Here is a 24,381-nt window from a genome sequence, read left to right as displayed (position 1 = left end):
CCCACCGGGCCGACCGGTCCCAGCGGCCCCGCAGGCGCGTCGATCCGTGTCCTCGTGGTCGAGGACGACCCGGTCGCGGCGGACGCCCATCAGCTGTACGTCGGCAGAGTGCCCGGCTTCACCGTCGCGGGCGTCGCCCACTCCCGGGTGGAGGCCGGCCGGCTGCTGGAGCGTACGGACATCGACCTGATCCTCCTCGACCTGTACCTCCCGGACGGGCACGGCCTCCAGCTCCTGCGCAGCCTGCGGGCCGGCGGCCACCACGCGGACGTCATCGCGGTCACCTCGGCGCGCGACCTCGCGGTGGTACGGGAAGGCGTGTCGCTCGGAGTCGTCCAGTACGTACTGAAGCCCTTCACCTTCGCCACCCTCCGCGACCGGCTCGTACGGTACGCGGAGTTCCGGGCGGCGGCCGGCGAGGCGAGCGGCCAGGAGGAGGTGGACCGCGCGCTCGGCGCGCTCCGGGCGCCGCAGCCCTCCTCGCTGCCGAAGGGGCTGAGCGCCCCGACGCTGGAAGCGGTGACCCGTACGCTGCGCGCGTCGGCCGACGGACTCACCGCCAGCGAGGCCGGGACCAAGGTCGGGATCTCCCGGATCACCGCGCGCCGCTATCTGGAACATCTGGTCACCAACGGGCGGGCGCAGCGCAGTCCGCAGTACGGGCAGGTCGGGCGCCCGGAGCTGCAGTACCGCTGGCTCCCCGCGACCCACTGACCGGCCCCCGCCCCGCGCTCCCCGTACCGGAAGCCGGCCCCGTCACCACACGCCGGGGCGCCAACTAATCAACCCCGCACGGGGATTGACCTTGGTAATGGCCCAGTCCTACGGTCGCCGGGCAGCCCACTGTGGCTCAGAGGAGGTCGTGCCCGTGCGCCCCACCGCCCCGCTCATCCTCGTCGCCGTGCTCGCCGCCGGTTCGCTCACGGCGTGCGGCGGCGGTTCAGGAAGCGATCCCAACACCATCAAGGTCGCCTACAACCGCTCCACGGACAACAAGATCCGCTTCAAGGACAACTATCTGGAGTCCGTGAAGCGGCAGTTCGAGAAGGAGCATCCGGGCAAGAAGGTCGAGCTGATCCCGATCCAGGCCCCGGACAACGACTACGCCACCAAGGCGCAGCAGATGATGCGCTCCCCGAAGACCGCTCCTGACCTGGTCTACGAGGACACCTTCCGGATCAACTCCGACATCAAGGCCGGCTATCTGCGCCCGCTGGACGACTACTTGGCGAAGTGGGCCGACTGGGACCAGTTCGTCGACACGGCGAAGTCGGCGGCCAAGGCCGATGACGGCAAGACCTACGGGATCCCCGACGGCACCGACACCCGCGGCCTCTGGTTCAACAAGGAGATCTTCGCCAAGGCGGGCCTGCCCGCCGACTGGCAGCCCAGGAACTGGGCGGAGATCCTGGACGCGGCCCGTGCCGTCAAGCGGAAGGTCCCCGGGGTCATCCCGCTCAACGTCTACACCGGCAAGGCCCTCGGCGAGGCCGCGGTGATGCAGGGCTTCGAGATGCTCCTGTACGGGACGGGCGCCGACCCGCTCTACGACCCCTCCGCCAAGAAGTGGGTGGCGGGCGGCCAGGGCTTCCGGGACGCGCTGGGCTTCGTACAGACGGTGTTCGGCGAGAAACTCGGCCCGGATGTCTCCGACGCCCTCGACCCCAACCTCGGCACGCGCGTCGCCACCGAGTGGTTCCCCGAGGGGAAGCTGGCGATCTCGCTGGACGGCTCCTGGATGGGCCAGAACTGGATCAACAAGGGCCCCAAGGAGTGGCCGGACTGGTCGAAGGATCTCGCGCAGACGCCGATGCCGACGCAGCACGGCCAGGCGCCGGGCAAGGTGTCGATGTCGGGCGGCTGGGCGTGGGCGATCCCGTCGAAGGCCAAGAACCCCGATCTCGCCTGGGAGTTCGTCACGACGCAGCAGACCAGGGAGAACGCGGTCGAGTGGGATGTCGTCGGCGCGCAGATCGCCGTACGGAAGGACGTGGCGGCCGACCCGCGCTACCTCTCGTCCATGCCGGGCATCGAGTTCTTCACCGGGCTGGTCGAGTTCACGCACTACCGCCCGGCGCTGCCCGTCTATCCGCAGGTCTCCACGGCGATCGGGGAGGCCATGGAGACGGTGACGACGGGTGACGGCTCACCGGAACAGGCGGCGAAGGAGTACGACGACCAGCTGCGGACCCTCGCCGACGGCGCGGTGGTCAGCAGGTGAGCACCGCGCACGCGGGCCGCCGGCCGGGCCGGCTGTGGCGCTGGGTGCCGCTGGCGCCCGCCACGCTCCTGCTGGTGCTCTTCCTGGCCGGCCCCATCGCCTACTGCGTCTGGATCGCCTTCACCAATGCCCAGCTGACCGGCTCGTCCTCCTCGGACTTCGTGGGCCTGGCGAACTTCCGCCGGGCCTTCGCCGACGACAACTTCCGTAACGCCGTCTGGCTGACGCTGGTGTTCACCTTCGTCTCCTCCATCGTCGGCCAGAACTCCCTGGGGCTCGCCCTCGCCGGTCTGATGCGGGCCGCGTCCCGCCCGGTCCGTACGCTCACCGGCGCCCTCGTCGTCGCCGCGTGGGTGCTGCCGGAGATCGTCGCGGCGTTCCTGCTCTACGCCTTCTTCCGCCGCGAGGGCACGCTCAACGCGATCCTGGACTGGCTCCAGCTCCCCTCCCAGAACTGGCTGTACACCCTGCCGATCCTGGCGGTGTCCTTCGCCAACGTCTGGCGCGGCACGGCGTTCTCGATGCTGATCTACTCCGCCGCGCTCTCCGAGATCCCCAAGGACATCACGGAGGCGGCGCAGGTCGACGGCGCGAGCGGCGTGCGCAGGATCTGGCACATCACCCTGCCGATGATCCGCCGCTCCATCGGCACGAACCTGATGCTCAACACGCTCTCCACCCTCTCCGTCTTCGGCCTGATCTGGGCGATGACGCGCGGCGGTCCCGGCAACCGCAGCCAGACCCTTCCGGTCTTCATGTACGACCAGGCGTTCCAGAAGAGCCTGATCGGCTACGGAACGGCGGTCGCGCTGCTCCTCCTGCTGGTCGGCTCGCTCTTCTCCCTCGTCTATCTGCGGCTGATGAGGGTGGAGGTCTGACGTGCTGAGCCGACGTGCCCGCACCCGCCTCTCGGCGGACGCCGCCCTGCTCCTGACCGCCGCCGCGTTCGCGCTGCCGCTGCTCTGGCTGACGCTCGCCTCGGTCGACGCCGACGCGGATCTGCGCGTACGGGTCCCCTCGTCGCTCACCGGCGACAACTTCAGCGCGGTCCTCACCGACGAGATCACCTTCACGCCGATGCTCAACAGCCTGGTGCTGTGCGGCAGCGCGACGATCCTGACCGTGGTCTGCGCGGCACTGGCGGCGTACCCGCTCTCCCGCTACCGCTCGCGTTTCAACCGGCCGTATCTGCTGACGATCCTGTTCACGACCTGCCTCCCGATCACGGCGATCATGGTGCCGGTGTACGGGCTGTTCGTCCAGGTCGACCTGATCGACACCACGTACGGCACGTCCCTCTTTCTCGCCACGTCCCAACTGCCGTTCTCCATCTGGCTGATGAAGAACTTCATGGACGGGGTGCCGACGGTCCTCGAAGAGGCGGCCTGGACGGACGGGGCGTCGAACTTCCAGACGCTGACGCGGGTGGTGCTGCCGCTGATGGGGCCGGGGGTGACCGTGGTGACGATCTACACCTTCATCCAGCTGTGGGGGAACTTCTTCGTACCGTTCATGCTGCTGCTCACGCCGGACCAACTGCCCGCGTCCGTCTCGATCTTCACGTTCTTCGGCAACTACGGATCGGTGATCTACGGACAGCTGGCGGCGTTCTCGATCTTGTACTCGGCGCCGGTCCTGATCCTGTACGTGCTGATCTCCCGGCGTCTGGGGGGCGGGTTCACGCTGGGCGGCGCGGTGAAGGGGTGACGGTGCGCCGTCCGGCGGGGGCGCGGGGTGCCGACCGTTCCGGGCTCGGCCCTTCCGGAGGCGAACCGAGCCCTAAAAAACAGACTCGGCCTCGAACATCCGGTTCTCCGGCACCGTCTTGAGCTGCGTCACCGCCTCCGCCAGCGGCACCATCTCCACCGCCGTCCCCCGCAGCGCCGTCATCCGCCCGAACTCCCCCCGGTGCGCCGCCTCCACCGCGTGCCAGCCGAACCGGGTGGCCAGCACCCGGTCGTACGCCGTCGGCGTCCCCCCGCGCTGGACGTGGCCCAGGATGACCGGCCTGGCCTCCTTGCCGAGGCGGCGCTCCAGCTCCGCCGCCAGTACGTTGCCGATGCCCCGGAAACGCTCATGGCCGAACTGGTCGATCTCGCCCTTGCCGTATTCCATGGAGTCCTGCGCCGGATGCGCGCCCTCGGCGACGCAGATGACCGCGAACTTCTTGCCCCGCGAGAACCTCGCCTCGACCATTTTGACCAGGCTGTCGACCTCGAAGGGCCGCTCCGGCAGACAGATCCCGTGCGCGCCGCCCGCCATCCCGGACTCCAGCGCGATCCAGCCCGCGTGCCGGCCCATGACCTCGACGACCATGACCCGCTGGTGGGACTCGGCGGTGGTCTTGAGCCGGTCGATCGCCTCCGTCGCGACCGTCACCGCGGTGTCGAAGCCGAAGGTGCGGTCCGTGGAGTAGATGTCGTTGTCGATGGTCTTGGGGACACCGACGACGGGCATTCCGGCGTCGGAGAGCAGCCGGGCCGCCGTCAGTGTGCCTTCGCCGCCGATCGGGATGAGCGCGTCGATGCCGTACCGGCGGGCCAACTCGGCGCAGTTCTCCGCCGCTTCGCGGAGCCGGCCGCGCTCCAGCCGGGCCGAGCCGAGGATCGTACCTCCACGGGCCAGGATGCCGCTGACGGCGTTCAGGTCGAGTGGCCGGAAGTGGCCGTCGAGCAGCCCCTTGAAGCCGTCCTCGAAGCCGATGACCTCGTCTCCGTACCCGGTCATGGCCCGGTGCACGACCGAACGGATCACTGCGTTGAGGCCCGGACAGTCGCCGCCTGCGGTGAGAACTCCGATACGCATCGTGCTGTGTCTCCTGCTCGCTAGTGCTCGCCAGTGCTGGGTTTGTCCGGGAATGGAGAGCCCCGGGCTTGAGCGGTCCGATCCTCCCACGGGTGATCGGGGTCACGTGCCGGCCGCCCGGACGGCGATCGCGGCTCCGGCGGTTTCGCCGGACGGTGCCCGGATACCCGGTCCAGGGGGTCCGGTCGGCGGGCGGGACCGGTCCGACCTGCGGTTTTCTGGCATCGGGCGGGATCTCGTACTCCCCGGGCGGCTTAACCACCCCCGGAGGTATTGTCAAGAGGGCATTGCCACCCTAACGGGAATTGCAGTTCACCGGAGCCGGGATCTCCTTACGGGCCGCGGGGCCACCCCGTCGGAGTGGGGCGTCCCATGAGCAGGGACGGGAGAGCACGCGTGACGCGCAGCGTGTACGTGACCGGGATCGACCGCGGGGACGGCCGCCAGGTCGTGGAGCTGGGAGTCATGGAGCTGCTGACCCGGCAGGTGGACCGGGTGGGGGTCTTCCGTCCGCTGGTCCATGACGGGCCCGACCGGCTCTTCGATCTGCTGCGGGCCCGCTACCGGCTGTCACAGGATCCGGCGACGGTGTACGGGCTCGACTATCACGAGGCGTCCGCGCTCCAGGCCGAACGGGGCACCGACGAGTTGGTCTCGCGGCTGGTGGAGCGGTTCCACCGGGTGGCGCGGGAGTACGAGATCGTGCTCGTGCTCGGTACGGACTTCGCGGCGACACAGCTGCCCGACGAGCTGTCGCTGAACGCCCGGCTCGCCAACGAGTTCGGGGCGTCCGTGATACCCGTGGTGGGCGGCAAGGGGCAGACGGCCGAGTCCGTACGGGCCGAGGCGCGCAACGCCCACCGCGCGTACCAGGTACTCGGCTGCGATGTGCTGACCATGGTCGTCAACCGGGTCGCCGCCGAGGACCGTGAGGCGATCGCCGACGGGCTGGCGGCGCAGCTGCCGGTCCCCTGCTACGTCCTGCCGGACGAGCCGGCGCTGGCGGCCCCGACGGTCGCCCAGATCACCGCGGCCCTGGGGGGCACGGTGCTGCTCGGGGACGATTCGGGTCTGGCCAGGGACGCGCTGGACTTCGTCTTCGGCGGCGCGATGCTGCCGAACTTCCTGGGCGCGCTGACCCCCGGCTGCATGGTGGTCACACCGGGGGACCGCGCCGATCTGGTCGTGGGGGCGCTCGCCGCCCACTCCGCGGGCACACCGCCCATAGCGGGGGTCCTGCTCACGCTCGACGAGCGGCCCGGGGACTCCATACTGACCCTGGCCGCGCGGCTCGCGCCCGGTACGCCGGTGGTGTCCGTGCCCGGCCGTTCCTTTCCCACCGCCGCCGAACTCTTCGGCCTGGAAGGGAAGTTGAACGCCGCGACACCGCGCAAGGCGGAGACCGCGCTGGGGCTGTTCGAGCGGCATGTGGACACGTCCGCGCTGCTGGCCCGGATGTCGGTGGCCCGCAGCGGCCGGGTGACGCCCATGATGTTCGAGCACGAACTGCTGGAGCAGGCACGCGCGCACCGCCGTCGGGTCGTACTGCCCGAGGGCGCCGAGGAACGGGTGCTGCGCGCCGCCGATGTGCTGCTGCGGCGCGATGTGTGCGAGCTGACACTCCTCGGCGACACGGACGTCATCCGGAAGAAGGCGGCCGACCTCGGTATCGATCTCTCCGCGACACAGCTGATCGATCCGGCCACCTCCGGGCTGCGGCAGCGCTTCGCCGAGCGGTACGCGGAACTGCGGGCCCACAAGGGCGTGTCGGTGGAGCTGGCGTACGACGTGGTGGCGGACGTCAACTACTTCGGCACGCTGATGGTGGGCGAGGGGCTGGCCGACGGCATGGTCTCCGGATCCGTGCACTCCACGGCCGCCACCATCCGCCCGGCCTTCGAGATCATCAAGACCAGGACGGACGCCTCCATCGTCTCGTCGGTCTTCTTCATGTGCCTCGCCGACAAGGTGCTGGTGTACGGGGACTGCGCGGTGAACCCGGATCCGGACGCGGCGCAGCTCTCGGACATCGCCGTCCAGTCCGCCGCCACCGCCGCCCGCTTCGGGGTCGAGCCGCGGATCGCGATGCTCTCGTACTCCACGGGTACGTCGGGCTCGGGCGCGGATGTCGACAAGGTGCGCGAGGCCACCGAGCTGGTGCGCGGGGCGCGGCCGGATCTGCGGATCGAGGGGCCGATCCAGTACGACGCGGCGGTCGAGCCGTCCGTCGCGGCGACCAAGCTGCCCGAGTCGGAGGTGGCGGGCCGGGCGACGGTGCTGATCTTCCCGGACCTGAACACCGGCAACAACACCTACAAGGCCGTGCAGCGCTCGGCGGGCGCCGTGGCCGTGGGTCCCGTACTCCAGGGGCTGCGCAAGCCGGTCAACGACCTTTCGCGCGGGGCGCTCGTGCAGGACATTGTGAATACGGTGGCGATCACGGCGATCCAGGCGCAGGGCGAGAGCGTGTGAGCCCCGCCGCGTACGCCCCCGCGACGACCACGCGCGGGACCACGGCTCCACGCACCACCACGACCCCGTGACCACGACCCCGTGACCACGACTCCATGACTACGACAGAAGGCCGACAGCCCGTGACCGCGCACTCCCCCGCCACCCGTGTCCTCGTCCTCAACTCCGGTTCCTCGTCGGTGAAGTACCAGCTGCTGGAGATGCGGGACAGCTCGCGGCTCGCGGCCGGCCTGGTGGAGCGCATCGGTGAGGAGACCTCACGGCTCGTGCACACCCCGCAGGCCGAGGGGCCCGGCGGGAAGCGTGAGCGTACGGGGAGGATCGCCGACCACGCGGCGGCGCTGGAGACCGTCGCGGAGGAACTGGCGCGCGACGGGCTGGGGATCGACTCCCCCGAGCTGGCGGCCATCGGCCACCGGGTCGTCCACGGCGGGCTGAGGTTCAGCGAGCCGACGGTCATCGACGACGCCGTGCTGACGGAGATCGAGCGGCTGGTGCCGGTGGCGCCGTTGCACAATCCGGCGAACCTCACCGGTATCCGTACCGCGCTGAAGCTCCGTCCCGATCTGCCGCAGGTCGCGGTCTTCGACACCGCGTTCCACACGACGATGCCGGAGTACGCCGCGCGGTACGCGATCGACACCGCGACGGCCGACGCGCACCGTATCCGCCGCTACGGCTTCCACGGCACGTCGCACGCGTATGTCTCGCGGAAGACCGCCGAGTTGCTCGGCAAGGATCCGTCCGAGGTGAATGTGATCGTCCTGCACCTCGGCAACGGCGCGTCGGCGTCCGCCGTCGAGGGCGGGCGGTGCGTGGACACCTCGATGGGGCTGACTCCGCTGGAGGGTCTGGTGATGGGGACGCGGTCCGGGGACATCGATCCCGCGGTCACGTTCCACCTGACGCGTGTAGCCGGAATGTCCGTTGACGAGATCGATGAACTTCTGAACAAAAAAAGTGGTCTGGTCGGCCTCTGCGGGGACAACGACATGCGGGAAATCCGCCGCAGGGTCGACGCGGGCGACGAGCGGGCGGCGCTCGCATTCGACATCTATATCCACCGGTTGAAGAAGTACATCGGCGCCTACACCGCGGTGCTCGGGCGGGTGGACGCGGTGGCCTTCACGGCGGGTGTGGGTGAGAACGCGGCGCCGGTGCGGGAAGCTGCCGTCGCAGGTCTGGAGGGTCTGGGCCTGGCGGTGGACGCGGAGCGCAATGCCGTACGTTCCGACGAGCCGCGGATCATCTCGCCGGAGTCGGCGGGGACCGTGGTGGCCGTGGTCCCGACGGACGAGGAGCTGGAGATCGCGCGGCAGACCTTCGCACTGGTCGGCGAGGGTCGAACGGTCGACGCCTGAGCGGCCACCCGCCCATTTGTACTTTCCACCAGACGGAATATTCCGCATCGAAACAAACCGATAGGATCCGCCTCATGCGCCGTTCCAAAATCGTCTGCACACTGGGCCCCGCCGTCGACTCGTACGAGCAGCTGAAGTCGCTCATCGAGGCCGGTATGAATGTGGCCCGACTCAACATGAGCCACGGGAGCCACCCGGAGCACCAGGAGCGGTATAACCGCGTGCGGAAGGCGGCCAAGGACACCGGCCGCGCCGTGGGTGTCCTCGTCGACCTCCAGGGCCCCAAGATCCGTCTGGAGACCTTCGCCGAGGGCCCGGTCGAGCTGGTGCGCGGTGATGAGTTCACCATCACCACCGAGGATGTCGCCGGCGACAAGTCGATCTGCGGCACCACCTACAAGGGCCTGCCCGGGGATGTCTCCAAGGGCGACCAGATCCTGATCAACGACGGCAATGTCGAGCTGCGGGTGGTCGAGGTCGACGGCCCCCAGGTCAAGTCCATCGTCATCGAGGGCGGGGTGATCTCCGACCACAAGGGGATCAACCTGCCGGGCGCGGCGGTCAATGTCCCCGCCCTGTCCGAGAAGGACATCGAGGACCTGCGTTTCGGGCTGCGGATGGGCTGCGACATGGTCGCGCTCTCGTTCGTCCGTGACGCGCACGACGTGCTGGACGTCCACAAGATCATGGACGAGGAGGGCCGCCGGGTCCCCATCATCGCCAAGGTCGAGAAGCCGCAGGCGGTCGCCAACATGGAGGCCGTGGTCGCGGCCTTCGACAGCGTCATGGTGGCGCGTGGCGACCTGGCCGTCGAGTACCCGCTCGAAAAGGTCCCGATGGTGCAGAAGCGGCTGATCGAGCTGTGCCGCCGCAACGCCAAGCCGGTGATCGTGGCGACCCAGATGATGGAGTCGATGATCACCAACTCCCGCCCCACCCGCGCCGAGGCGTCCGATGTCGCGAACGCGATCCTGGACGGCGCGGACGCGGTCATGCTCTCCGCCGAGTCCTCGGTGGGCGCGTACCCGGTCGAGACGGTCAAGACGATGTCGAAGATCGTGGTCGCGGCCGAGGAGGAGCTGCTCTCCAAGGGCCTCCAGCCGCTGGTCCCGGGCAAGAAGCCGCGCACCCAGGGCGGTTCGGTGGCCCGCGCCGCCTGCGAGATCGCGGACTTCCTGGGCGGCAAGGCGCTGGTCGCCTTCACCCAGTCCGGCGACACGGCCCGCCGGCTCTCCCGCTACCGCGCAGCCCAGCCGATCCTGGCCTTCACGACGGACGAGTCGACGCGCAACCAGCTCACCCTGAGCTGGGGCGTGGAGTCCTTCATCGTGCCCTGGGTGAGCAGCACGGACGAGATGGTCGACCTGGTGGACGAGGAGCTGCTGAAGCTCCAGCGCTACGGCGAGGGCGACGCCATGATCATCACGGCGGGCTCCCCTCCCGGTGTCCCCGGCACCACGAACATGGTCCGCGTCCACCACCTGGGAGTGGGCGGCCGCGACTGAGGCGTCCGCACGCCGCGATGACGACGTGGCCGTGGCCCCCGCCAACTGGTTGGTGGGGGCCACGGCCTTTCCCGCGGCTCACGGGGATCCGTGTCAGTTCGTGAGGTAGTTCTGGAGGCCGGGGACCGTGAGCGTGCCGCCGAACTGGCCCGCCTGGGTCACCTCGACGTCAGTGAAGAAGGCGAACGGGATGTTCAGCGGCGGCGGGGTCTCCGGGCTGAAGGTGATCGGGATGAGGCCGAAGAGGTTGCCTTTCAGCCGTTCCGTGTACATCGTCACCTCGCCGTCGCGGATCGTGGACGTGGAGCCTTCGCGCGCCTGCACATGGCCCGTCCTGCCCAGGGGGTAGACGACGGTCTGGTGGAGGTCCTTGATGTCCACCGAGGTGGAGGTGAACTTCAGTGCCTTCTTGACCTTGCCGCTGCCCGTCCTCACCTCGACGATGCCCTTGTAGTCCAGGCCCCGCAGGGTCAGCAGTGAACTGTGCAGCGTCCACGGGTCGTCGGGCAGGAGCGGGATGCCCTGCTCCTCCTCGGCCGCGGCGAGGGCCTCGGGGTCGGCTGTCGGACAGGGGAAACGCTCCTTGCCGTCCGCGCCCGCGGGGATGTCGTCGTCCTTACGGGCGTCGAGACCCTTGGCGTCCTCGTCCAGTTCCTCGACCTCGGCGCCGACCTTGCCGGCCGCCTCCCTGATGGCGTCCTTGGCTCCGTCGGCGGCCGTGTCGCCCGTGTTTTCGCCGTCCGTACCCTTGCCGTCCGTACCCTTGTGGTCGGTGCCCTTGTCGTCGGGGGAACCACCCGGCTCGGAACTCCCCGGCTCGGACGTCGGCTTCGTGGACGGACCGGCGTCCGGCTTCCCCGTGGTGGAGGCGCTGGGCTCCGGGCCGTTCGGCGCGTCCTTGTCCGGTACGCCGAGAAGGTCTCCCAGCGCGTCTCCCAGCCCCAGCGGATCCAGTGGGTTCCTGGACTTCTCGGGGGCCGGGCCCGGCGCCGGTCCGGAGGGCGCGTCGGCGGGCTCCCTGGAGTCCGAAGCTCCGGCGTCCGAGGAACCTGAATCCCCGGAATCCGGAGCCGGACTCCCGCTCGCCGTCGGGTCCGGTGTCGCCGACGGTGACTCGCCCGGTTTCGGCGACTCCGGCGACTCCGGCTCCGACGCCGCATCCGACTCCGACGCGGACGGCGTGGACGTGGGCGACTCGGACGCCGACGCGGACGGCTCGTCCGAGCGGGTCACGCACGGACCCGGCGCGAAGGGGATGTCCTTGTTGTCGTCGGCCAGCGCGAGCCGGGGCGTGAGCCCCATGCCCACGAAGACGGCCGTCGGCATCGCCGCCAGCGCCATCGCCTTGCCCGCGGGTATCTGAAGCTTGGTCAGGAGCGACTTTCTCGGGGCCGCGTGACGCGGCCCTCTTCTCACCCGGGAATCATCGCCTCCGGCCGCGACTCGCTGCGTGTTGTCACCCCGCACTGTTCCTCCCGCCGTTGGCATGGGCAGTCGTATCCGTCACGTTCGGGTCCTCCCCGTCGCGCGGACCGGGGAAGAAAGGGTCACCGTCGCCGTCGGGCTCCGGTGCCCCGTGGGGGGTGTCGAGTTCGGCGGCCGCCGGCCTGACCCACTTGTCAGGGGCCCAGGAGATCGAGAGCGCGCCGCCGAGCATGGCGAGCAGGAAGCCCAGCAGGAAGCCACCGATGTTGGAGACCGGGATCGATACCAGTGCCAGCAGAATGGCGGCGACACCGGCGAAGACCCGGACGATGCTCTGGAACCACATCGTCAGGCCCAGGGTCACCAGCAGGACGCCGATGATCAGCGAACCCGCGCCGGCCGTGGTGGACATGGCCAGTGTCAGGTTGCCGAAATGGAGCTGGGCATAGGGGAAATAGGCGATCGGCAGTCCGCCGAGAAGAGTGAACAGGCCCGCCCAGAACGGCCGGGCGCCTCGCCAGGCGCGGAACCGAAGCCGCCAGTACGTGAATCCGCGGGAACCTGTGGACTCGGCGCTCATGGAAAACAGCTCCCTGGAAAGCGGTATGCGGTGGTGCGATCAGAGACGGAGGGACGAGAGGGCCGAACAGTCCGGGGACCGCCCGGCCCACCCGCCGGCGGTGCCTAGTAGCACTCGTATTTCTTGGGGTCGCCGATGTTGAGCCTCAGATTGAGGTCAGGCAGCTTGAACGTGCCCGCGGTGGTCGCCCACGCGGTCTGCTTCACGTCCCTCAGAACGGCCTCGTCGGCCTGCTGGGCGAAGCCGTTCGGATCCGCCTGCGTCCCCGGCTGGATGCCGGGGGTCTTGGTGGAGCCGGCCGCGACACCGATGTCGATGTTCTTGAACTCCGCGTCGGCGTCGAGCGATTCGACGTCAAGGTAGAGGTTCTCCGCCTTGATGTCCGTGCCCTTGTTGCCGGCCTTCAGCACCAGCGTCACGCTGCTGCCCCACGGCAGCGGCGTCACCACGGACTGGCACATGTTCGTGATGTCGGCGGTCTTGAACCCGGAGACAGCCACTGGGTGGACTGCTTCGTTGCCCTTGGAGTCGACCCCCTTGGCAACGCCCCCGTACTGCACAAAGTTGTAGCCGACCAGCTTCTCGGCCCTCACCTTGAAGCTCTGCCCCGACACGCTGAACGACGCGGCCAGCGCCCCTTGTGAGAGCGCGACACCTATCGCGGCCGTCGCGGCCACGCTCGGCACCATGACGACCGCGAACCGCTTCCATCTGGTCCCGCCACGTACTTGGGACTCCATGAATTTCCTCCTTCTCGGACGTACATCTCCGGATCGGGTGAGAGCCCGTCCTGGGATGGGAGAAGTGCTACGTCCTCGGGAAGGAGAACGCCCGTGCCCGAGGCGCCAACCGCGTCCGGAACCACCGGCGATCACCCCCGAGCGACAACCACTGGCCACGCCTTCGCGCAACCTCTGGACAGGCCCTGCCGGGTAGGCAGGAACCCCCCTGTCCGGGCCGGCGGACGCTGCCGCCGGTCCGCTCGGTGGGGACCCAGGCCCGACGGCGCGGCTGGCTGCCGTGCTGGTGCGGAATTGGACCGAGCGTCGCCGATCGTGGTGCATTCGCGCCCGGGACACAAGGGGGTTCGTTACTGGCTAGTAACGGCCCGATAACCAGTGGGCGACCCGTCGGCATCGGGCAGCCACACAGGGTGTGGCCCCACGGTGCGGCAGAAGCGGCGATTGCCCCTCATAGCAGGACAGAACAAGGGGGTCGATTTACTGCGAGTAACAGCAGCCGCTTTTACCAAGTTTTGGTAAAGCGCGGCCACTGTCATCGTCGCGTCGCCGAATCCACAAGCACGCCACTGAGTTGGCGAACCGGGAAAACGGCGAATACCTCAACTACCTCAACGCATCAGAAAAGAACCCTCGCCAGAGCCGAACGCGCCGCCGTCACCCTGGGGTCGTCCCCGCCGATCACTTCGAACAGTTCGAGCAGCCGTACCCGCGCCGCCTCCCGGTCGTCCCCGGCCGTCCGGCGCACGGCCTCGACCAGCCGGCCGAAGGCGTCCTCCACATGTCCGCCGACCAGATCGAGGTCGGCCGCCGCGATCTGCGCCGTCACATCGCCCGGCTTGTCCGCCGCGTCCTTGCGCACCCGCGCCTGGTCCATGTCCTGTACGCGCGCGAGCAGTTCGGCCTGGGCGAGGCCGAGCCTGGCCTCCGAGTTGCCGGGGTCGTCGGCCAGCACATCGCGGTACGCCTGCGAGGCGGCGGCGAAGTCATTGGCGTCCAGCGCGCGTACGGCCGCTTCCAGCAGGGCGTCGTACGGGCCCACCGGTTCGACGACCTCCTGCTCGGCACCGTCCGCCGCGTCCGCCTCCGCGCCGGGGTCGACCGCGATCCCGGTCAGCCCGAAGCGCTCCTCGCCGACCTGGATCAACTGGTCCAGGGTCTGCCGGATCTGGGTCTCCGGTGCCGCGCCCTGGAAGAGGGGCAGCGCCTGTCCCGCCACCACCGCGAAGACCGCGGGGATGCCCTGGATCCCGAACTGCTGCATCAGCATCTGATTGGCGTCGACATCGATCTTGGCGAGGACGAACCGGCCGTTGTATTCGCGCGCCAGTCGTTCGAGCACCGGGCTGAGCTGCTTGCACGGCTCGCACCACTCGGCCCAGAAGTCGATGACGACCGGGACCTCGGTGGACCGCTGGAGGACATCGCGCTCGAAGCCCGCCTCATCGACGTCGATCACCAGGCTGGAGGGGGGTACGGCACCGGTGCCGCCCTGACGGGCCGCCTCGGCGCGGGCCTGCTCCGCCTTCGCCTTGGCCTCACCGGCCGCCTTCACCGCGGCGAGGTCGACGACGCCGCTCATGGACATGTTCCTAGGCTGCATGAGTACATCCTCCCCCCTCCGCGCACACTTCTGAAAAGCGGTACGCCCACCGCCGCGTGACGGGCCGGCCGCTCCCCGCTTTCGCTACGCGTCGTAGCGTAACTGCCGGGCGGTGCGACGGGGAAGATCCATCCGGTGAGCTGACTCACAGCGCATGCCCTACTGGCCGGTATGGTCGCCGTCATGTCCAGCCGAAAGGGTCGCCCCCGCAGCGCCGAGACCGACTCCGCCATCCTGGAAGCGACCCGGGCCGCACTGGGTGAGCTGGGCTGGTCCAAGCTGACGATGGGCGATGTGGCGACCCGGGCGGGTGTCGCCAAGACCACGCTCTACCGGCGGTGGACGGCCAAGAGCGAGCTGGTCGTGGACGCGGTCGCCGCCCTCTTCGACGAGCTGGACCTGCCGGACCGCGGCAGCCTGGCGGCCGATGTCGAGGGCGTGGTGCTCCAGTTCGCGGCGCTGCTGGAACGGCCCGAGACCAAGACGGCGCTCATGGCCGTGATCGCGGAGTCCACCCGGGACGAGGCCCTGCGGGCCCGTATCCGCGCCTCGATCGTCGACCGCCAGAAGCGGCTGGTGCTGCTGGGCCGCGAGCGCGCCCAGGCCCGCGGTGAACTCCCGCGCGAGCCGGACGCCGTGCGGGCGGCCCGTACCGCGGACCTGATCTTCGACGTGATCGCCGGCGCGGTGGTCCACCGCACCCTGGTCAGCGCGGAGCCGGTCGACCAGGAGTGGGCGCGCGCGTTCACGGCCCTGCTGCTCGACGGACTGACCGCCGCGCAGAGCTGAGAGAGCCGGGTCCGGTACGCGGTCCGGTACGCGCAGGCCGCGCCACCGCGTCACCGCGCCAGCCGTCCCAGCAGCGACGAGGCCGCCGCGATGCCCAGGGCCGCCGCCACCAGCAGGACGCCGAAGTCGAGCGGCAGATGGGACGGCGTACCGAGCAACAGCCCGCGCAGCGCGTCGACTTGATAGCTCAGTGGATTGATCTTGCTGACCACCTGGAGCCAGCCGGGCATGATCGCGACCGGATAGAGCGCGTTCGAGGCGAAGAAGAGCGGCATGGTGATGGCCTGGCCGATACCCATCAGCCGGTCGCGCGTCAGCACGATCCCGGCGATCGTCATCGACAGACAGGAGAAGAACGCCGAGCCGAGGACCACCACGACGGCCACGCCGAGCAGCCGCAGCGGGTTCCAGGTCAGACCGACGCCCAGGGCCGCGGCGATGACGATCACCACCACCGCCTGGATCAGCGCCTTCACCCCGGAGGCGAACGCCTTGCCGCTGATGAGCGCGGCTCTCGGAGTGGGGGTGACCAGCAGTTTGGTCAGGATGCCGGCGTCCCGCTCCCAGATGATCATGATGCCGTAGAAGATCGCGATGAACATCGCGGACTGGGCGATGATGCCGGGCGCGAGAAAGTCGATGTACGGGATGCCGCCGGTGGGGATGGCCTTGATCCGGGTGAAGGTCTCACCGAAGATCAGCAGCCACAGGGCGGGCTGAACGGCCCGGGTGTACAGCTCGGTCCGGTCGTGGCGCAGCTTCTGCAGCTCGACCACGCACATCGCGGCGACCCTGGCGGGCAGCACGCGCCAGCCGGTACGGGCACGGGGTGGTACGAGCAGCAGGTCCAGCCGGCCGGTGCCGGTCTCCTCAGCCGACGCGGGTCGCGGTGCGGCGGGTGCTCCTGACATCGCGGAAGTCGCCTCCCTCCTCGTCGAGGCCGCTGCCCGCCACGTCCCTGAAGACGTCCTCCAGCGTCGGCAGCGCGCCCTTCTCGCCCGAAACAGCGCCCGGAACACCGCTCGGAACACCGTCGGAAGCACCGCCCGAAGCACCGCCCGGAGCGTTGCCGGAAGCACCTCCCTGGGCGCCCGCCGCCGCCCGGCGCTCGCGCAGCTCGGCCCGCAGCTCGCCCGGGGTGCCGAGCGCGTGGATCCGCCCGCGGTGCATCAGCGCGACGCGGTCGCAGTACTGATCGGCCTCGTCCATGTAGTGCGTGGTCACCAGCACGGTCATGCCCGTGGCACGCCGTACGGCGTTGATGTGCTCCCAGACGCTGGTACGGGCGATCGGGTCGAGGCCGATCGTCGGCTCGTCGAGCATGAGCAGTCTCGGCGCGCTGACCAGTGCCTGGGCGAGTTCGAGCCGGCGGATCATGCCGCCGGAGTACGTCTTGGCCATCCGGTCGGCAGCGCCGGTCAGATCGACGGCCGCCAGCGCCTGCGCGACACGTTCGGACCGCTCGCGGCGCGGGACGTCGAAGACGCGGGCGAACAGCGTCACGTTCTCGCGGCCCGTCAGCGAGGCGTCGGCGGACAGCTGCTGCGGTACGTAGCCCAGCAGGCGGCGTACCGCCATCTTCTCCTTCGCCGCGTCGTGGCCGAACACCCGCACCATGCCCGCCGGGACGGGCAGCAGCGTGGTGATGCAGCGGATCGCGGTGGTCTTGCCCGCGCCGTTCGGACCGAGCAGCCCGAAGACCTCGCCGGCGCCGACCGAGAGGTCGAGGCCCTGGACGGCCTTGGTCTCGCCGAAGGCGTAGTCCAGCCCGCGGCAGCTGACGGCGTCGGGCCCGGCGGGGTCCGCGCGGCCGGCCGCCGGAGGTGCGGTGCCCGCGGGCACCGCCCCGTCCGGGCCCGTGTCGCCGGTGAACGGTGTGTCGGTCATGTTCCCTCCACTCCCTGTCCCCCCGCTCCCGCTGTCGCCGCTCCCCCCTCCTCGCGCAGGTTCGCGGCGAGCCTGCGCAACGCCGGAAGGGCCGCCGCCAGCGCCTCGCGGTCCTCGTCCGACAGATGCTCCACCTGCTCGCGCATGAGCGCGCGCCGGCGGACGTCCCATTCGCCCAGCCGCGCCTCGGCCGCCGGGGTGGGCAGCAGCCGCGCGGAGCGCCGGTCGTCCGGGTCGGTCTCGCGGCGGAGATAGCCGGCCCGGCTGAGCTGATTGACCAGGGTGGAGACCGAGTTGCCGGCGAGATACAGCTCCTTGGCGGCGTCCGACACCCGGATCCCCGGACGCGCCGAGACCAGCCGCAGCAGCTCGATCTGCGCGCCGCGCAGCGGCGGCACGGGAAAGCCCTCACGCAGCCGCCGCCGCGTCATCCGCTGGACGCCCGCGAGGACGACGGCGAGCGAGTCGGGGAACTCGGGGAACTCCTCCGTGGCCACTCCCCTATTTTAGCTCTCACTCAGAGGTATTCGCGAGGAGAGGGACGCGGGGGGACACGCGGAGAGAGACGCGGGGGACGCGCGGAGAGGAACGCGGGGGACGCGCGGAGGAGACCAGCGGGAGGGCGCGGAGAAGAACGGCGGGCGGCCGCCCCCCAGGACCGGGGGACGGCCGCCCGTACCGCGTGCGCTGGCTAGAAACCGGGCGGCTCCGTGTACGTCCCCCACTCGTCGCGCAGCACCCCGCAGATCTCACCGAGCGTCGCCTCGGCTCGTACCGCCTCCAGCATCGGAGCGATCATGTTCGAGCCGTCGCGGGCGGCGCTCAGCATGGCCTCCAGGGCCGTACGGACCCGGGCGTCGTCCCGGGCGCCCTTGCGCTCGGCCAGGACCTGGACCTGGTCGCGCTCGACCTCGTGGCTGACCCGCAGGATCTCCAGATCGCCGGTGACCGAGCCGTGGTGCACATTGACGCCGACGACCCGCTTGTCGCCCTTCTCCAGCGCCCGCTGGTACCGGAACGCGGACTCCGCGATCTCACCGGTGAACCAGCCGTCCTCGATACCGCGCAGAATGCCGGAGGTGACGGGACCGATCGGATGCTGCCCGTCCGGGTGGGAGCGCAGGCCGCGCTCCTTGATCTGCTCGAAGATCTTCTCGGCGTCGGCCTCTATCCGGTCGGTCAGCTGCTCGACGTACCAGGAGCCGCCGAGCGGATCGGCCACATTGGCGACACCCGTCTCCTCCATCAGCACCTGCTGGGTACGGAGCGCGATCTCGGCGGCCTGCTCGCTCGGCAGGGCGAGGGTCTCGTCCAGCGCGTTCGTGTGCAGGGAGTTCGTGCCGCCGAGGACGGCCGCCAGTGCCTCCACCGCCGTCCGTACGACGTTGTTGTACGGCTGCTGCGCGGTGAGCGAGACGCCCGCCGTCTGGGTGTGGAAGCGCAGCCACTGCGCCTTGTCGGTCCGCGCTCCGTACACCTCCTTCATCCAGCGCGCCCAGATCCTTCGGGCCGCGCGGAACTTGGCGATCTCCTCGAAGAAGTCGACATGGGCGTCGAAGAAGAAGGAGAGACCGGACGCGAAGGCGTCCACGTCCAGCCCCCTGCTCAGCCCCAGCTCCACATAGCCGAAGCCGTCCGCGAGGGTGTACGCCAGCTCCTGCGCGGCCGTCGCCCCGGCCTCGCGGATGTGGTAGCCGGAGACCGAGAGCGGCTTGTACGCGGGGATGGAGGCGGCGCAGTGCTCCATCAGATCGCCGATCAGACGCAGATGCGGCTCCGGCTGGAAGAGCCACTCCTTCTGCGCGATGTACTCCTTGAAGATGTCGGTCTGGAGTGTGCCGTTGAGGACGGCGGGATCGACGCCCTGGCGCTCCGCCGCGACCAGATACATGCAGAAGACCGGGACCGCGGGGCCGCTGATGGTCATCGACGTGGTGACCTCGCCGAGCGGGATGCCGCCGAAGAGGATCTCCATGTCGGCGGCGGAGTCGATGGCGACCCCGCAGTGGCCGACCTCGCCGAGCGAGCGCGGGTCGTCGGAGTCGCGGCCCATGAGCGTCGGCATGTCGAAGGCGACGGAGAGCCCGCCGCCGCCGTTGGCCAGGATCTTCTTGTAGCGCTCGTTGGTCTGCAGGGCGTTGCCGAATCCGGCGAACTGGCGGATGGTCCAGGTCCGGCCTCGGTAGCCGGTGGGGTGCAGCCCGCGGGTGAAGGGGTACTCCCCCGGCCAGCCGATCCGCTCGAAGCCCTCATAGGTGTCGCCGGGCCGGGGCCCGTAGACCGGCTCCACCGGGTCACCGGAGAGCGTGCCGAAATCCGCGTCGCGCTTACGAGCCTTGTCGTATCGGGCCTGCCAGCGCAGGCGGCCCTCCTCCATGACGTCCATGCCTTCAAATTTACTAGGACGTCCAAGTAAATGTCGATGCCAAACCGCCCGCAGCTCGTGCGGGCGGGCCGGAACGGGGCCCGAGCGGGCCCGTCAGGCCTTGGCCGTGGCGGGCTCGCGGTCCGTGACCAGCGGCCGGGCCTCGCGGGTGATCTTCGGCTCGACGAAGAACGACGCGACGGGGATGCAGCCCGCGGCCAGCACCCAGAGGAGCTTGCCGAAGGGCCACTTCGCCTTGGTGCCCAGGTCGAAGGCGAACACGACGTACACGATGAACAGCACACCGTGGATCTGGGAGATCAGCATCGTGTCGCCGGTGTCGAATCCGTACTTCAGGATGATCGCCACGGTGAAGACCAGCAGCCATACGGCGGTGACGTACGCCATCACCCGGTAGCGGGACAGCACGCTCTGTTTCATGGCATCGAGCGTATCCCGGGCCCTTCCGGCGCCCGCGGGGCCCCCGGCCCTCGCCCGCCGGCCCCGGCTCCCGGCCCTCATCCCGTGGCCCCGGCTCAGCCCGCGTCGTCGAAGTCCCTGGCCGCCACCCGCAGCGGGCGGAGCATCGCGAAGATCTCCACGCACTCCTCGGCGTCGTACGCCCCGAGCCCGAAGTCCATCTCCGCCAGATCGCGGGTGGCCGACTCCACCACCTCGCGCCCCTTGTCCGTGATGGACGCGAGCGTGCCCCGGCCGTCGTTCGGATTGGGCCGCTTGTCGACCAGGCCGGATCTCACCAGCCGGTCCACGGTGTTGGTGACCGACGTCGGGTGGACCATCAGCCGCTCGCCGATCTTGGACATCGGCAGCTCGCCCTCCTTGGAGAAGGTGAGCAGCACCAGCGCCTCGTATCTGGCGAACGTCAGCCCGTACGGCTTGACCACCGCGTCCACGCCGGCCAGCAGGATCTGCTGCGCGCGCATGATCGAGGTGATCGCCGCCATGGAGGGCATGGGCCCCCAGCGCTGCTGCCAGAGTTCGTCGGCGCGGGCGATGGGATCGAAGGGAAGGCTGAGCGGTTTCGGCACGGCTCCGACCCTACCCAGAGGTCACCAGGCGGACGGCCCTGTCTCGGATTTCGGTCGTACGATCTGATCCTTCGCCCGCCTCTCCGGTCCGTCCGGGGCGGTGCGGTGGACCTCCCGTACCAGGACAAGGCAGCAGAGCGTGCCGATAACGCCCGCCCCGGCGACGACCTGATGCACGGGCAGGAACTCCGCGGCCAGCCCCGCGGCGGCCATGCCGAGCCCCTGGATGGTCATCAGTCCGGCCGTGAGCAGCGTCATGGCCCGGCCGCGCAGTTCCTCGGGGACCGCCGCGACGAACCACTGGTCGAGGCCGATGACGTACGCGGCCCCCGCTCCGGAGAGGGCGAGCGCGGTCAGCGTCCAGCCGAGGCCGGGCTCGGCCCCGTACACCAGCAGCGGCAGCAGGCCGAGGGCGGCGACCGGCAGGACGACACGGGAGCGGGCGCCCGGGGAGAGCGCCGTACCGACGTACAGCTCCGCCACGATGTGCCCCACCGGCATCGCGCACATCAGCAGCCCCAGCGCGGCGGGGCCGAGGCCGAGGGAATCCGCGTACGGCGCCGCCAGGGCCTCGGGCGCGACGACGAACATCGCGGGCACCCAGAAGAGCAGCAGCAGCGCCCGGATACGCCGGTCGCCGAGCAGCAGCCGCGCCCCGCCGAGCGAATCCCGGAGCAGCGCGCCGCCCCGCCCGGCCTCCTGGCCCGCCTCCCGGCCGGTGGCGCGGGCGGGCCGGTCGCGGGTCCCGAAGCGCAGCAGCGCGGCCGAGCAGAGGAACGTACCGACGGTGACACAGATCGCGCCCCGCGCGGGCACGACGGCGAGCAGCACCCCGCCCACCCCGAACCCGGCGAGCTGCGCGCTCTGCGAGACGATCCGCAGCAGCGAGCGGCCGAGTACGTACAGATCGCCCTCGCCGAGGATGTCGGTCAGCGCGGCCATCCTGGTCCCGGTGAAGACGGGCGCGATCGCGGCGACGACGCAGCGCAGGGCCAGCAGGCCGGCGATCGGGGTGCCGGGCAGCACCATCACCCCGACGCACGCGGCGCACAGCAGATCGCAGACCACCAGCACGCGCCGGGCGGGGTAGCGGTCGGCGACCCCGGCGAGGAGGGTCCCGCCGACGAGGTAGGGAAGCAGGCCGAGGGCGAAGGTGAGGGCGCTGAGCAGCGGGGATCCGGTGAGGTCGTAGACGAGGAAGGTCAGCGCGATCTCGCTGACGACCACGCCGAGCAGCGAGAGGAGGTGCGCGGCGAAGACGAACCGGAACTCGCGGACGGCGAAGACGGCGCCGTACCCCCGGGAGGCGTTCTTGGGCATGGAGGCAGACTGACGGGGTCAGCCGATCCGGAGACAGACATTCGGACCAGTCCGAATCTTCGGCACAGGGGGCCGCCCGAGCCATGCCGTTCCAGCTTCACTTCGACGAGAGCGATCTGCTCCGCTGCCGGTTCGCCGTCTCACCGCTCTGGGAGACGCAGGAGGCGGTCCGTACCCTCGCGCGCCCCGAGCGGCACGGCTACCACCTGCCGTGGCTGCGCGGGATCCGGACCGCGGCGGCGGCGATCGATCTCACGCCGCTGCATCTCCTGATGCCCGAGCGCGGGCACAACCCCGACTTCCTCAGCCGTCCGCCGTCGGTCCCGCTGCCCACCTTCGAGGAGGAGATCGCGGCCGTGCGCGCCACCGATCCGGAGCTGGTCAGGACCGACATCACGCTGGCGCTCGCGGACACCCCGGGGGCCGCGGCGAGCGCCGAGGGCCGGGCGATGACGGCGGATCCGGCAGGGGCCCTGCGGAAGCTCGCCGGACTGCTGGAGCGGGTGTGGCACGAGCTGGTCGAGCCCGACTGGCTCCGGCTGCGCACCCTGCTGGAGGCCGATGTGGCGTACCACTCGCGGCGGTTGGCGGAGAAGGGGCTGCACGGGCTGCTGGGGGAGCTGAGTCCGCAGCTCGGCTGGACCGACGGCTCGACGCTGACGATCACGGGGACGCACGGCAGCCATACGCGGGTCCTCGGCGGCGAGGGGCTGGTCCTGATGCCGAGTGTGTTCTGCTGGCCGAACGTCGTCAGCGGTTACCTGCCGCCGTGGCAGCCGGCCGTGATCTACCCGGCTCGGGGTATCGGCGGCCTGTGGACGCGGCCGTCGGACCGTACGCCCGACGCGCTGGCCCGGCTGCTGGGCAGGGCACGGGCGGATGTCCTGTGCGCGCTGGACGAACCGGCCGGGACGACGGCGCTCGCGGGGCTGCTGGGCCTGGCCCCCTCCTCCGTGTCGGCGCACCTGTCGGCGCTGCGCGGGGCGGGGCTTCTGACGTCGCGGCGGTACGGACATCAGGTGCTGTACGAGCGGACGCCGCTCGGGATCGCGCTGTCGGTGTCGCAGAGCGCGACCGACTGAACATTATGTAACGATATGCCGGTATTACCCCGTTCCCGTCGTCGCCCAGTCGTCTTCCGAGGGGGCTGGATGTCCGGCCGCAGACCGCACCGCCCGTACCCACCGCACCGCACGCGCGCACCACACCGCCGCCCGTGCCCGCTCGCCTCGGCCGCCCTCGCGGCGGCGCTCGCGCTGACGGCGGCGGGCTGCTCCCCCGAATCCCGCCAGGACCCCGTCGAGCGGACGGAGCGGGCCGGCCGCACCGGCTCCTCCGCGCTCCGGGGCGAAGTCCCCGCCGCTTCCTCGCCGTTCTGGGTCGATCCGCAGAGCGACGCGGCCCGCCAGGTGCGGGAGTGGGAGCAGCAGGGGCGTACGGACGACGCGAAGGCGCTGCGGCGGATCTCCGAGCGCGCGGTGGCCGACTGGCCGGCCGGCGACAATCCCGAGCCCGGCATCCAGCGGGCGGTACGGGGCGCGAAGGCCGCCAAGCGCACGGCCGTCTTCGTCGCGTACAACATCCCCCACCGCGACTGCGGGCTCTATTCCGCGGGCGGCGCGCACGACGCCGAGTCGTACCGCGACTGGATCGGCTCCTTCGCCGCCGCCCTCGGCGACGCCGACGCCGTCGTGATCCTGGAGCCGGACGCCGTTCCGCATCTGACGGACGGCTGCACCCCGGGGGAGTACCACGACGAGCGGTACGAGCTGCTCGCCCACGCCATCGGCAGGCTCAAGCGGCAGCCACATACCAGGGTCTATCTGGACGCCGGCAATCCGGACTGGATCGCCGACCCCGCCAAGCTCACCGAGCCGCTCCGGCGGGCCGGGATCGCCTCGGCCGACGGCTTCTCGCTCAATGTGTCCAACTTCCAGACGACCGAGGCGGTCAAGGCGTACGGCACCCGGCTCTCCGGGCTGCTGGGCGATGTCCACTTCACCATCGACACCAGCAGGAACGGCGCGGGCCCGCTGCGCGGCGACCGGGACCAGGCGTGGTGCAACCCGCCGGGCAGGGCGCTCGGCCCTGCGCCCACCACCAACACCGGCAACGAGCTGCTGGACGCCTACCTCTGGATCAAGCGCCCCGGCGACTCGGACGGCCCGTGCCGCGGCGGCCCCGCGGCCGGTACCTGGTGGCCCGACTACGCGCTGGGCCTCGCCCGCAGAAGCGGGGACACGACCGCCTGAGGGGCCG

The 24,381-nt window shown here is 70.4% G+C and carries 22 protein-coding genes; 10 read left to right on the top strand and 12 right to left on the bottom strand.

What is annotated here, in order from left to right:
• The first annotated feature begins 42 nt into the window (after positions 1-42).
• The 4 genes from ACZ7LS_RS08990 (at position 43) to ACZ7LS_RS08975 (ending at position 3,928) form a co-directional block, all read left to right on the top strand.
• Complete coding sequence (locus tag ACZ7LS_RS08990; protein WP_382517941.1) at positions 43-714, top strand: response regulator; 672 nt, start codon at positions 43-45, stop codon at positions 712-714.
• A gap of 154 nt (positions 715-868) precedes the next feature.
• Positions 869-2,221, top strand: a complete 1,353-nt coding sequence (locus tag ACZ7LS_RS08985) for an ABC transporter substrate-binding protein (protein ID WP_385133198.1) — start codon at positions 869-871, stop codon at positions 2,219-2,221.
• A complete protein-coding gene (locus tag ACZ7LS_RS08980) occupies positions 2,218-3,099 on the top strand; it encodes a carbohydrate ABC transporter permease (RefSeq protein ID WP_382517597.1) in 882 nt (293 codons plus the stop codon). The genes ACZ7LS_RS08985 and ACZ7LS_RS08980 overlap by 4 nt, the downstream gene beginning before the upstream one ends.
• 1 nt (position 3,100) lies before the next feature.
• Positions 3,101-3,928, top strand: a complete 828-nt coding sequence (locus ACZ7LS_RS08975) for a carbohydrate ABC transporter permease (protein WP_382517599.1) — start codon at positions 3,101-3,103, stop codon at positions 3,926-3,928.
• Positions 3,929-4,000: 72 nt separating this feature from the next.
• Here the strand turns inward: ACZ7LS_RS08975 and ACZ7LS_RS08970 are convergent, their stop codons facing one another.
• Positions 4,001-5,026, bottom strand: a complete 1,026-nt coding sequence (locus ACZ7LS_RS08970; protein ID WP_382517602.1) for an ATP-dependent 6-phosphofructokinase — start codon at positions 5,024-5,026, stop codon at positions 4,001-4,003.
• A 396-nt stretch (positions 5,027-5,422) separates the two neighbouring features.
• On the opposite strand from ACZ7LS_RS08970, the gene pta reads away from it, so the two are divergent.
• The 3 genes from pta (at position 5,423) to pyk (ending at position 10,364) form a co-directional block, all read left to right on the top strand.
• The gene (gene pta / locus ACZ7LS_RS08965; RefSeq protein ID WP_382517605.1) at positions 5,423-7,498 is read left to right on the top strand and encodes a phosphate acetyltransferase; all 2,076 of its coding nucleotides are present in this window, start codon (positions 5,423-5,425) and stop codon (positions 7,496-7,498) included.
• Between the two features lie 95 nt (positions 7,499-7,593).
• On the top strand, positions 7,594-8,859 hold the full coding sequence (locus ACZ7LS_RS08960) for an acetate kinase (protein WP_385133203.1): 1,266 nt from the start codon (positions 7,594-7,596) through the stop codon (positions 8,857-8,859).
• A 74-nt stretch (positions 8,860-8,933) separates the two neighbouring features.
• Positions 8,934-10,364: a pyruvate kinase gene (pyk, locus tag ACZ7LS_RS08955; RefSeq protein ID WP_382517611.1), complete on the top strand. Its 1,431-nt coding sequence runs from the start codon at positions 8,934-8,936 to the stop codon at positions 10,362-10,364.
• A 93-nt stretch (positions 10,365-10,457) separates the two neighbouring features.
• Here the strand turns inward: pyk and ACZ7LS_RS08950 are convergent, their stop codons facing one another.
• The 4 genes from ACZ7LS_RS08950 to ACZ7LS_RS08935 all read right to left on the bottom strand — a co-directional run bounded on the left by ACZ7LS_RS08950 (position 10,458) and on the right by ACZ7LS_RS08935 (position 14,712).
• Positions 10,458-11,831: a hypothetical protein gene (locus tag ACZ7LS_RS08950; protein WP_385133206.1), complete on the bottom strand. Its 1,374-nt coding sequence runs from the start codon at positions 11,829-11,831 to the stop codon at positions 10,458-10,460.
• A complete protein-coding gene (locus tag ACZ7LS_RS08945; protein WP_382517617.1) occupies positions 11,821-12,369 on the bottom strand; it encodes a DUF6114 domain-containing protein in 549 nt (182 codons plus the stop codon). Before ACZ7LS_RS08945 ends, ACZ7LS_RS08950 begins: the two co-directional genes overlap by 11 nt.
• Positions 12,370-12,473: 104 nt before the next feature.
• Complete coding sequence (locus ACZ7LS_RS08940) at positions 12,474-13,109, bottom strand: DUF6230 family protein (RefSeq protein WP_382517620.1); 636 nt, start codon at positions 13,107-13,109, stop codon at positions 12,474-12,476.
• A gap of 619 nt (positions 13,110-13,728) precedes the next feature.
• Positions 13,729-14,712 carry a tetratricopeptide repeat protein gene (locus ACZ7LS_RS08935; protein WP_382517623.1) on the bottom strand — a complete coding sequence of 328 codons (984 nt, stop codon included), beginning with the start codon at positions 14,710-14,712 and terminating at the stop codon, positions 13,729-13,731.
• Between the two features lie 183 nt (positions 14,713-14,895).
• Here ACZ7LS_RS08935 and ACZ7LS_RS08930 point away from each other — a divergent pair, with 183 nt between their 5' ends.
• On the top strand, positions 14,896-15,501 hold the full coding sequence (locus ACZ7LS_RS08930) for a TetR/AcrR family transcriptional regulator (protein WP_382517626.1): 606 nt from the start codon (positions 14,896-14,898) through the stop codon (positions 15,499-15,501).
• A gap of 50 nt (positions 15,502-15,551) precedes the next feature.
• Here ACZ7LS_RS08930 and ACZ7LS_RS08925 read toward each other — a convergent pair whose 3' ends face one another.
• The 7 genes from ACZ7LS_RS08925 to ACZ7LS_RS08895 all read right to left on the bottom strand — a co-directional run bounded on the left by ACZ7LS_RS08925 (position 15,552) and on the right by ACZ7LS_RS08895 (position 22,122).
• On the bottom strand, positions 15,552-16,412 hold the full coding sequence (locus ACZ7LS_RS08925) for an ABC transporter permease (RefSeq protein WP_385133211.1): 861 nt from the start codon (positions 16,410-16,412) through the stop codon (positions 15,552-15,554).
• Positions 16,372-17,388 carry an ATP-binding cassette domain-containing protein gene (locus ACZ7LS_RS08920; RefSeq protein WP_385133214.1) on the bottom strand — a complete coding sequence of 339 codons (1,017 nt, stop codon included), beginning with the start codon at positions 17,386-17,388 and terminating at the stop codon, positions 16,372-16,374. Before ACZ7LS_RS08920 ends, ACZ7LS_RS08925 begins: the two co-directional genes overlap by 41 nt.
• Entirely contained in the window at positions 17,385-17,819 is a 435-nt protein-coding gene (locus ACZ7LS_RS08915) for a MarR family winged helix-turn-helix transcriptional regulator (protein WP_382517944.1), read from the bottom strand. Before ACZ7LS_RS08915 ends, ACZ7LS_RS08920 begins: the two co-directional genes overlap by 4 nt.
• Positions 17,820-18,079: 260 nt before the next feature.
• Positions 18,080-19,774 (bottom strand): acyl-CoA mutase large subunit family protein, encoded by a 1,695-nt coding sequence (locus ACZ7LS_RS08910; RefSeq protein WP_382517635.1) that lies wholly within the window; start codon positions 19,772-19,774, stop codon positions 18,080-18,082.
• A gap of 93 nt (positions 19,775-19,867) precedes the next feature.
• The gene (locus tag ACZ7LS_RS08905) at positions 19,868-20,194 is read right to left on the bottom strand and encodes a DUF3817 domain-containing protein (RefSeq protein ID WP_129769145.1); all 327 of its coding nucleotides are present in this window, start codon (positions 20,192-20,194) and stop codon (positions 19,868-19,870) included.
• A 95-nt stretch (positions 20,195-20,289) separates the two neighbouring features.
• Complete coding sequence (locus tag ACZ7LS_RS08900; RefSeq protein ID WP_129769144.1) at positions 20,290-20,802, bottom strand: MarR family winged helix-turn-helix transcriptional regulator; 513 nt, start codon at positions 20,800-20,802, stop codon at positions 20,290-20,292.
• A gap of 21 nt (positions 20,803-20,823) precedes the next feature.
• Complete coding sequence (locus ACZ7LS_RS08895) at positions 20,824-22,122, bottom strand: MFS transporter (protein WP_385133217.1); 1,299 nt, start codon at positions 22,120-22,122, stop codon at positions 20,824-20,826.
• An 83-nt stretch (positions 22,123-22,205) separates the two neighbouring features.
• Here ACZ7LS_RS08895 and ACZ7LS_RS08890 point away from each other — a divergent pair, with 83 nt between their 5' ends.
• Both ACZ7LS_RS08890 and ACZ7LS_RS08885 read left to right on the top strand, forming a co-directional pair.
• Positions 22,206-23,204 (top strand): ArsR/SmtB family transcription factor, encoded by a 999-nt coding sequence (locus tag ACZ7LS_RS08890; protein WP_382664943.1) that lies wholly within the window; start codon positions 22,206-22,208, stop codon positions 23,202-23,204.
• Positions 23,205-23,273: 69 nt separating this feature from the next.
• The gene (locus ACZ7LS_RS08885) at positions 23,274-24,374 is read left to right on the top strand and encodes a glycoside hydrolase family 6 protein (protein WP_382517645.1); all 1,101 of its coding nucleotides are present in this window, start codon (positions 23,274-23,276) and stop codon (positions 24,372-24,374) included.
• The last annotated feature ends 7 nt before the right edge of the window (positions 24,375-24,381 follow it).

The organism is Streptomyces sp. NPDC039430, from assembly GCF_055639435.1.
The sequence above is the reverse complement of the archived record's forward strand: the minus strand, read 5'-3'. Positions and strand labels throughout refer to the sequence as shown.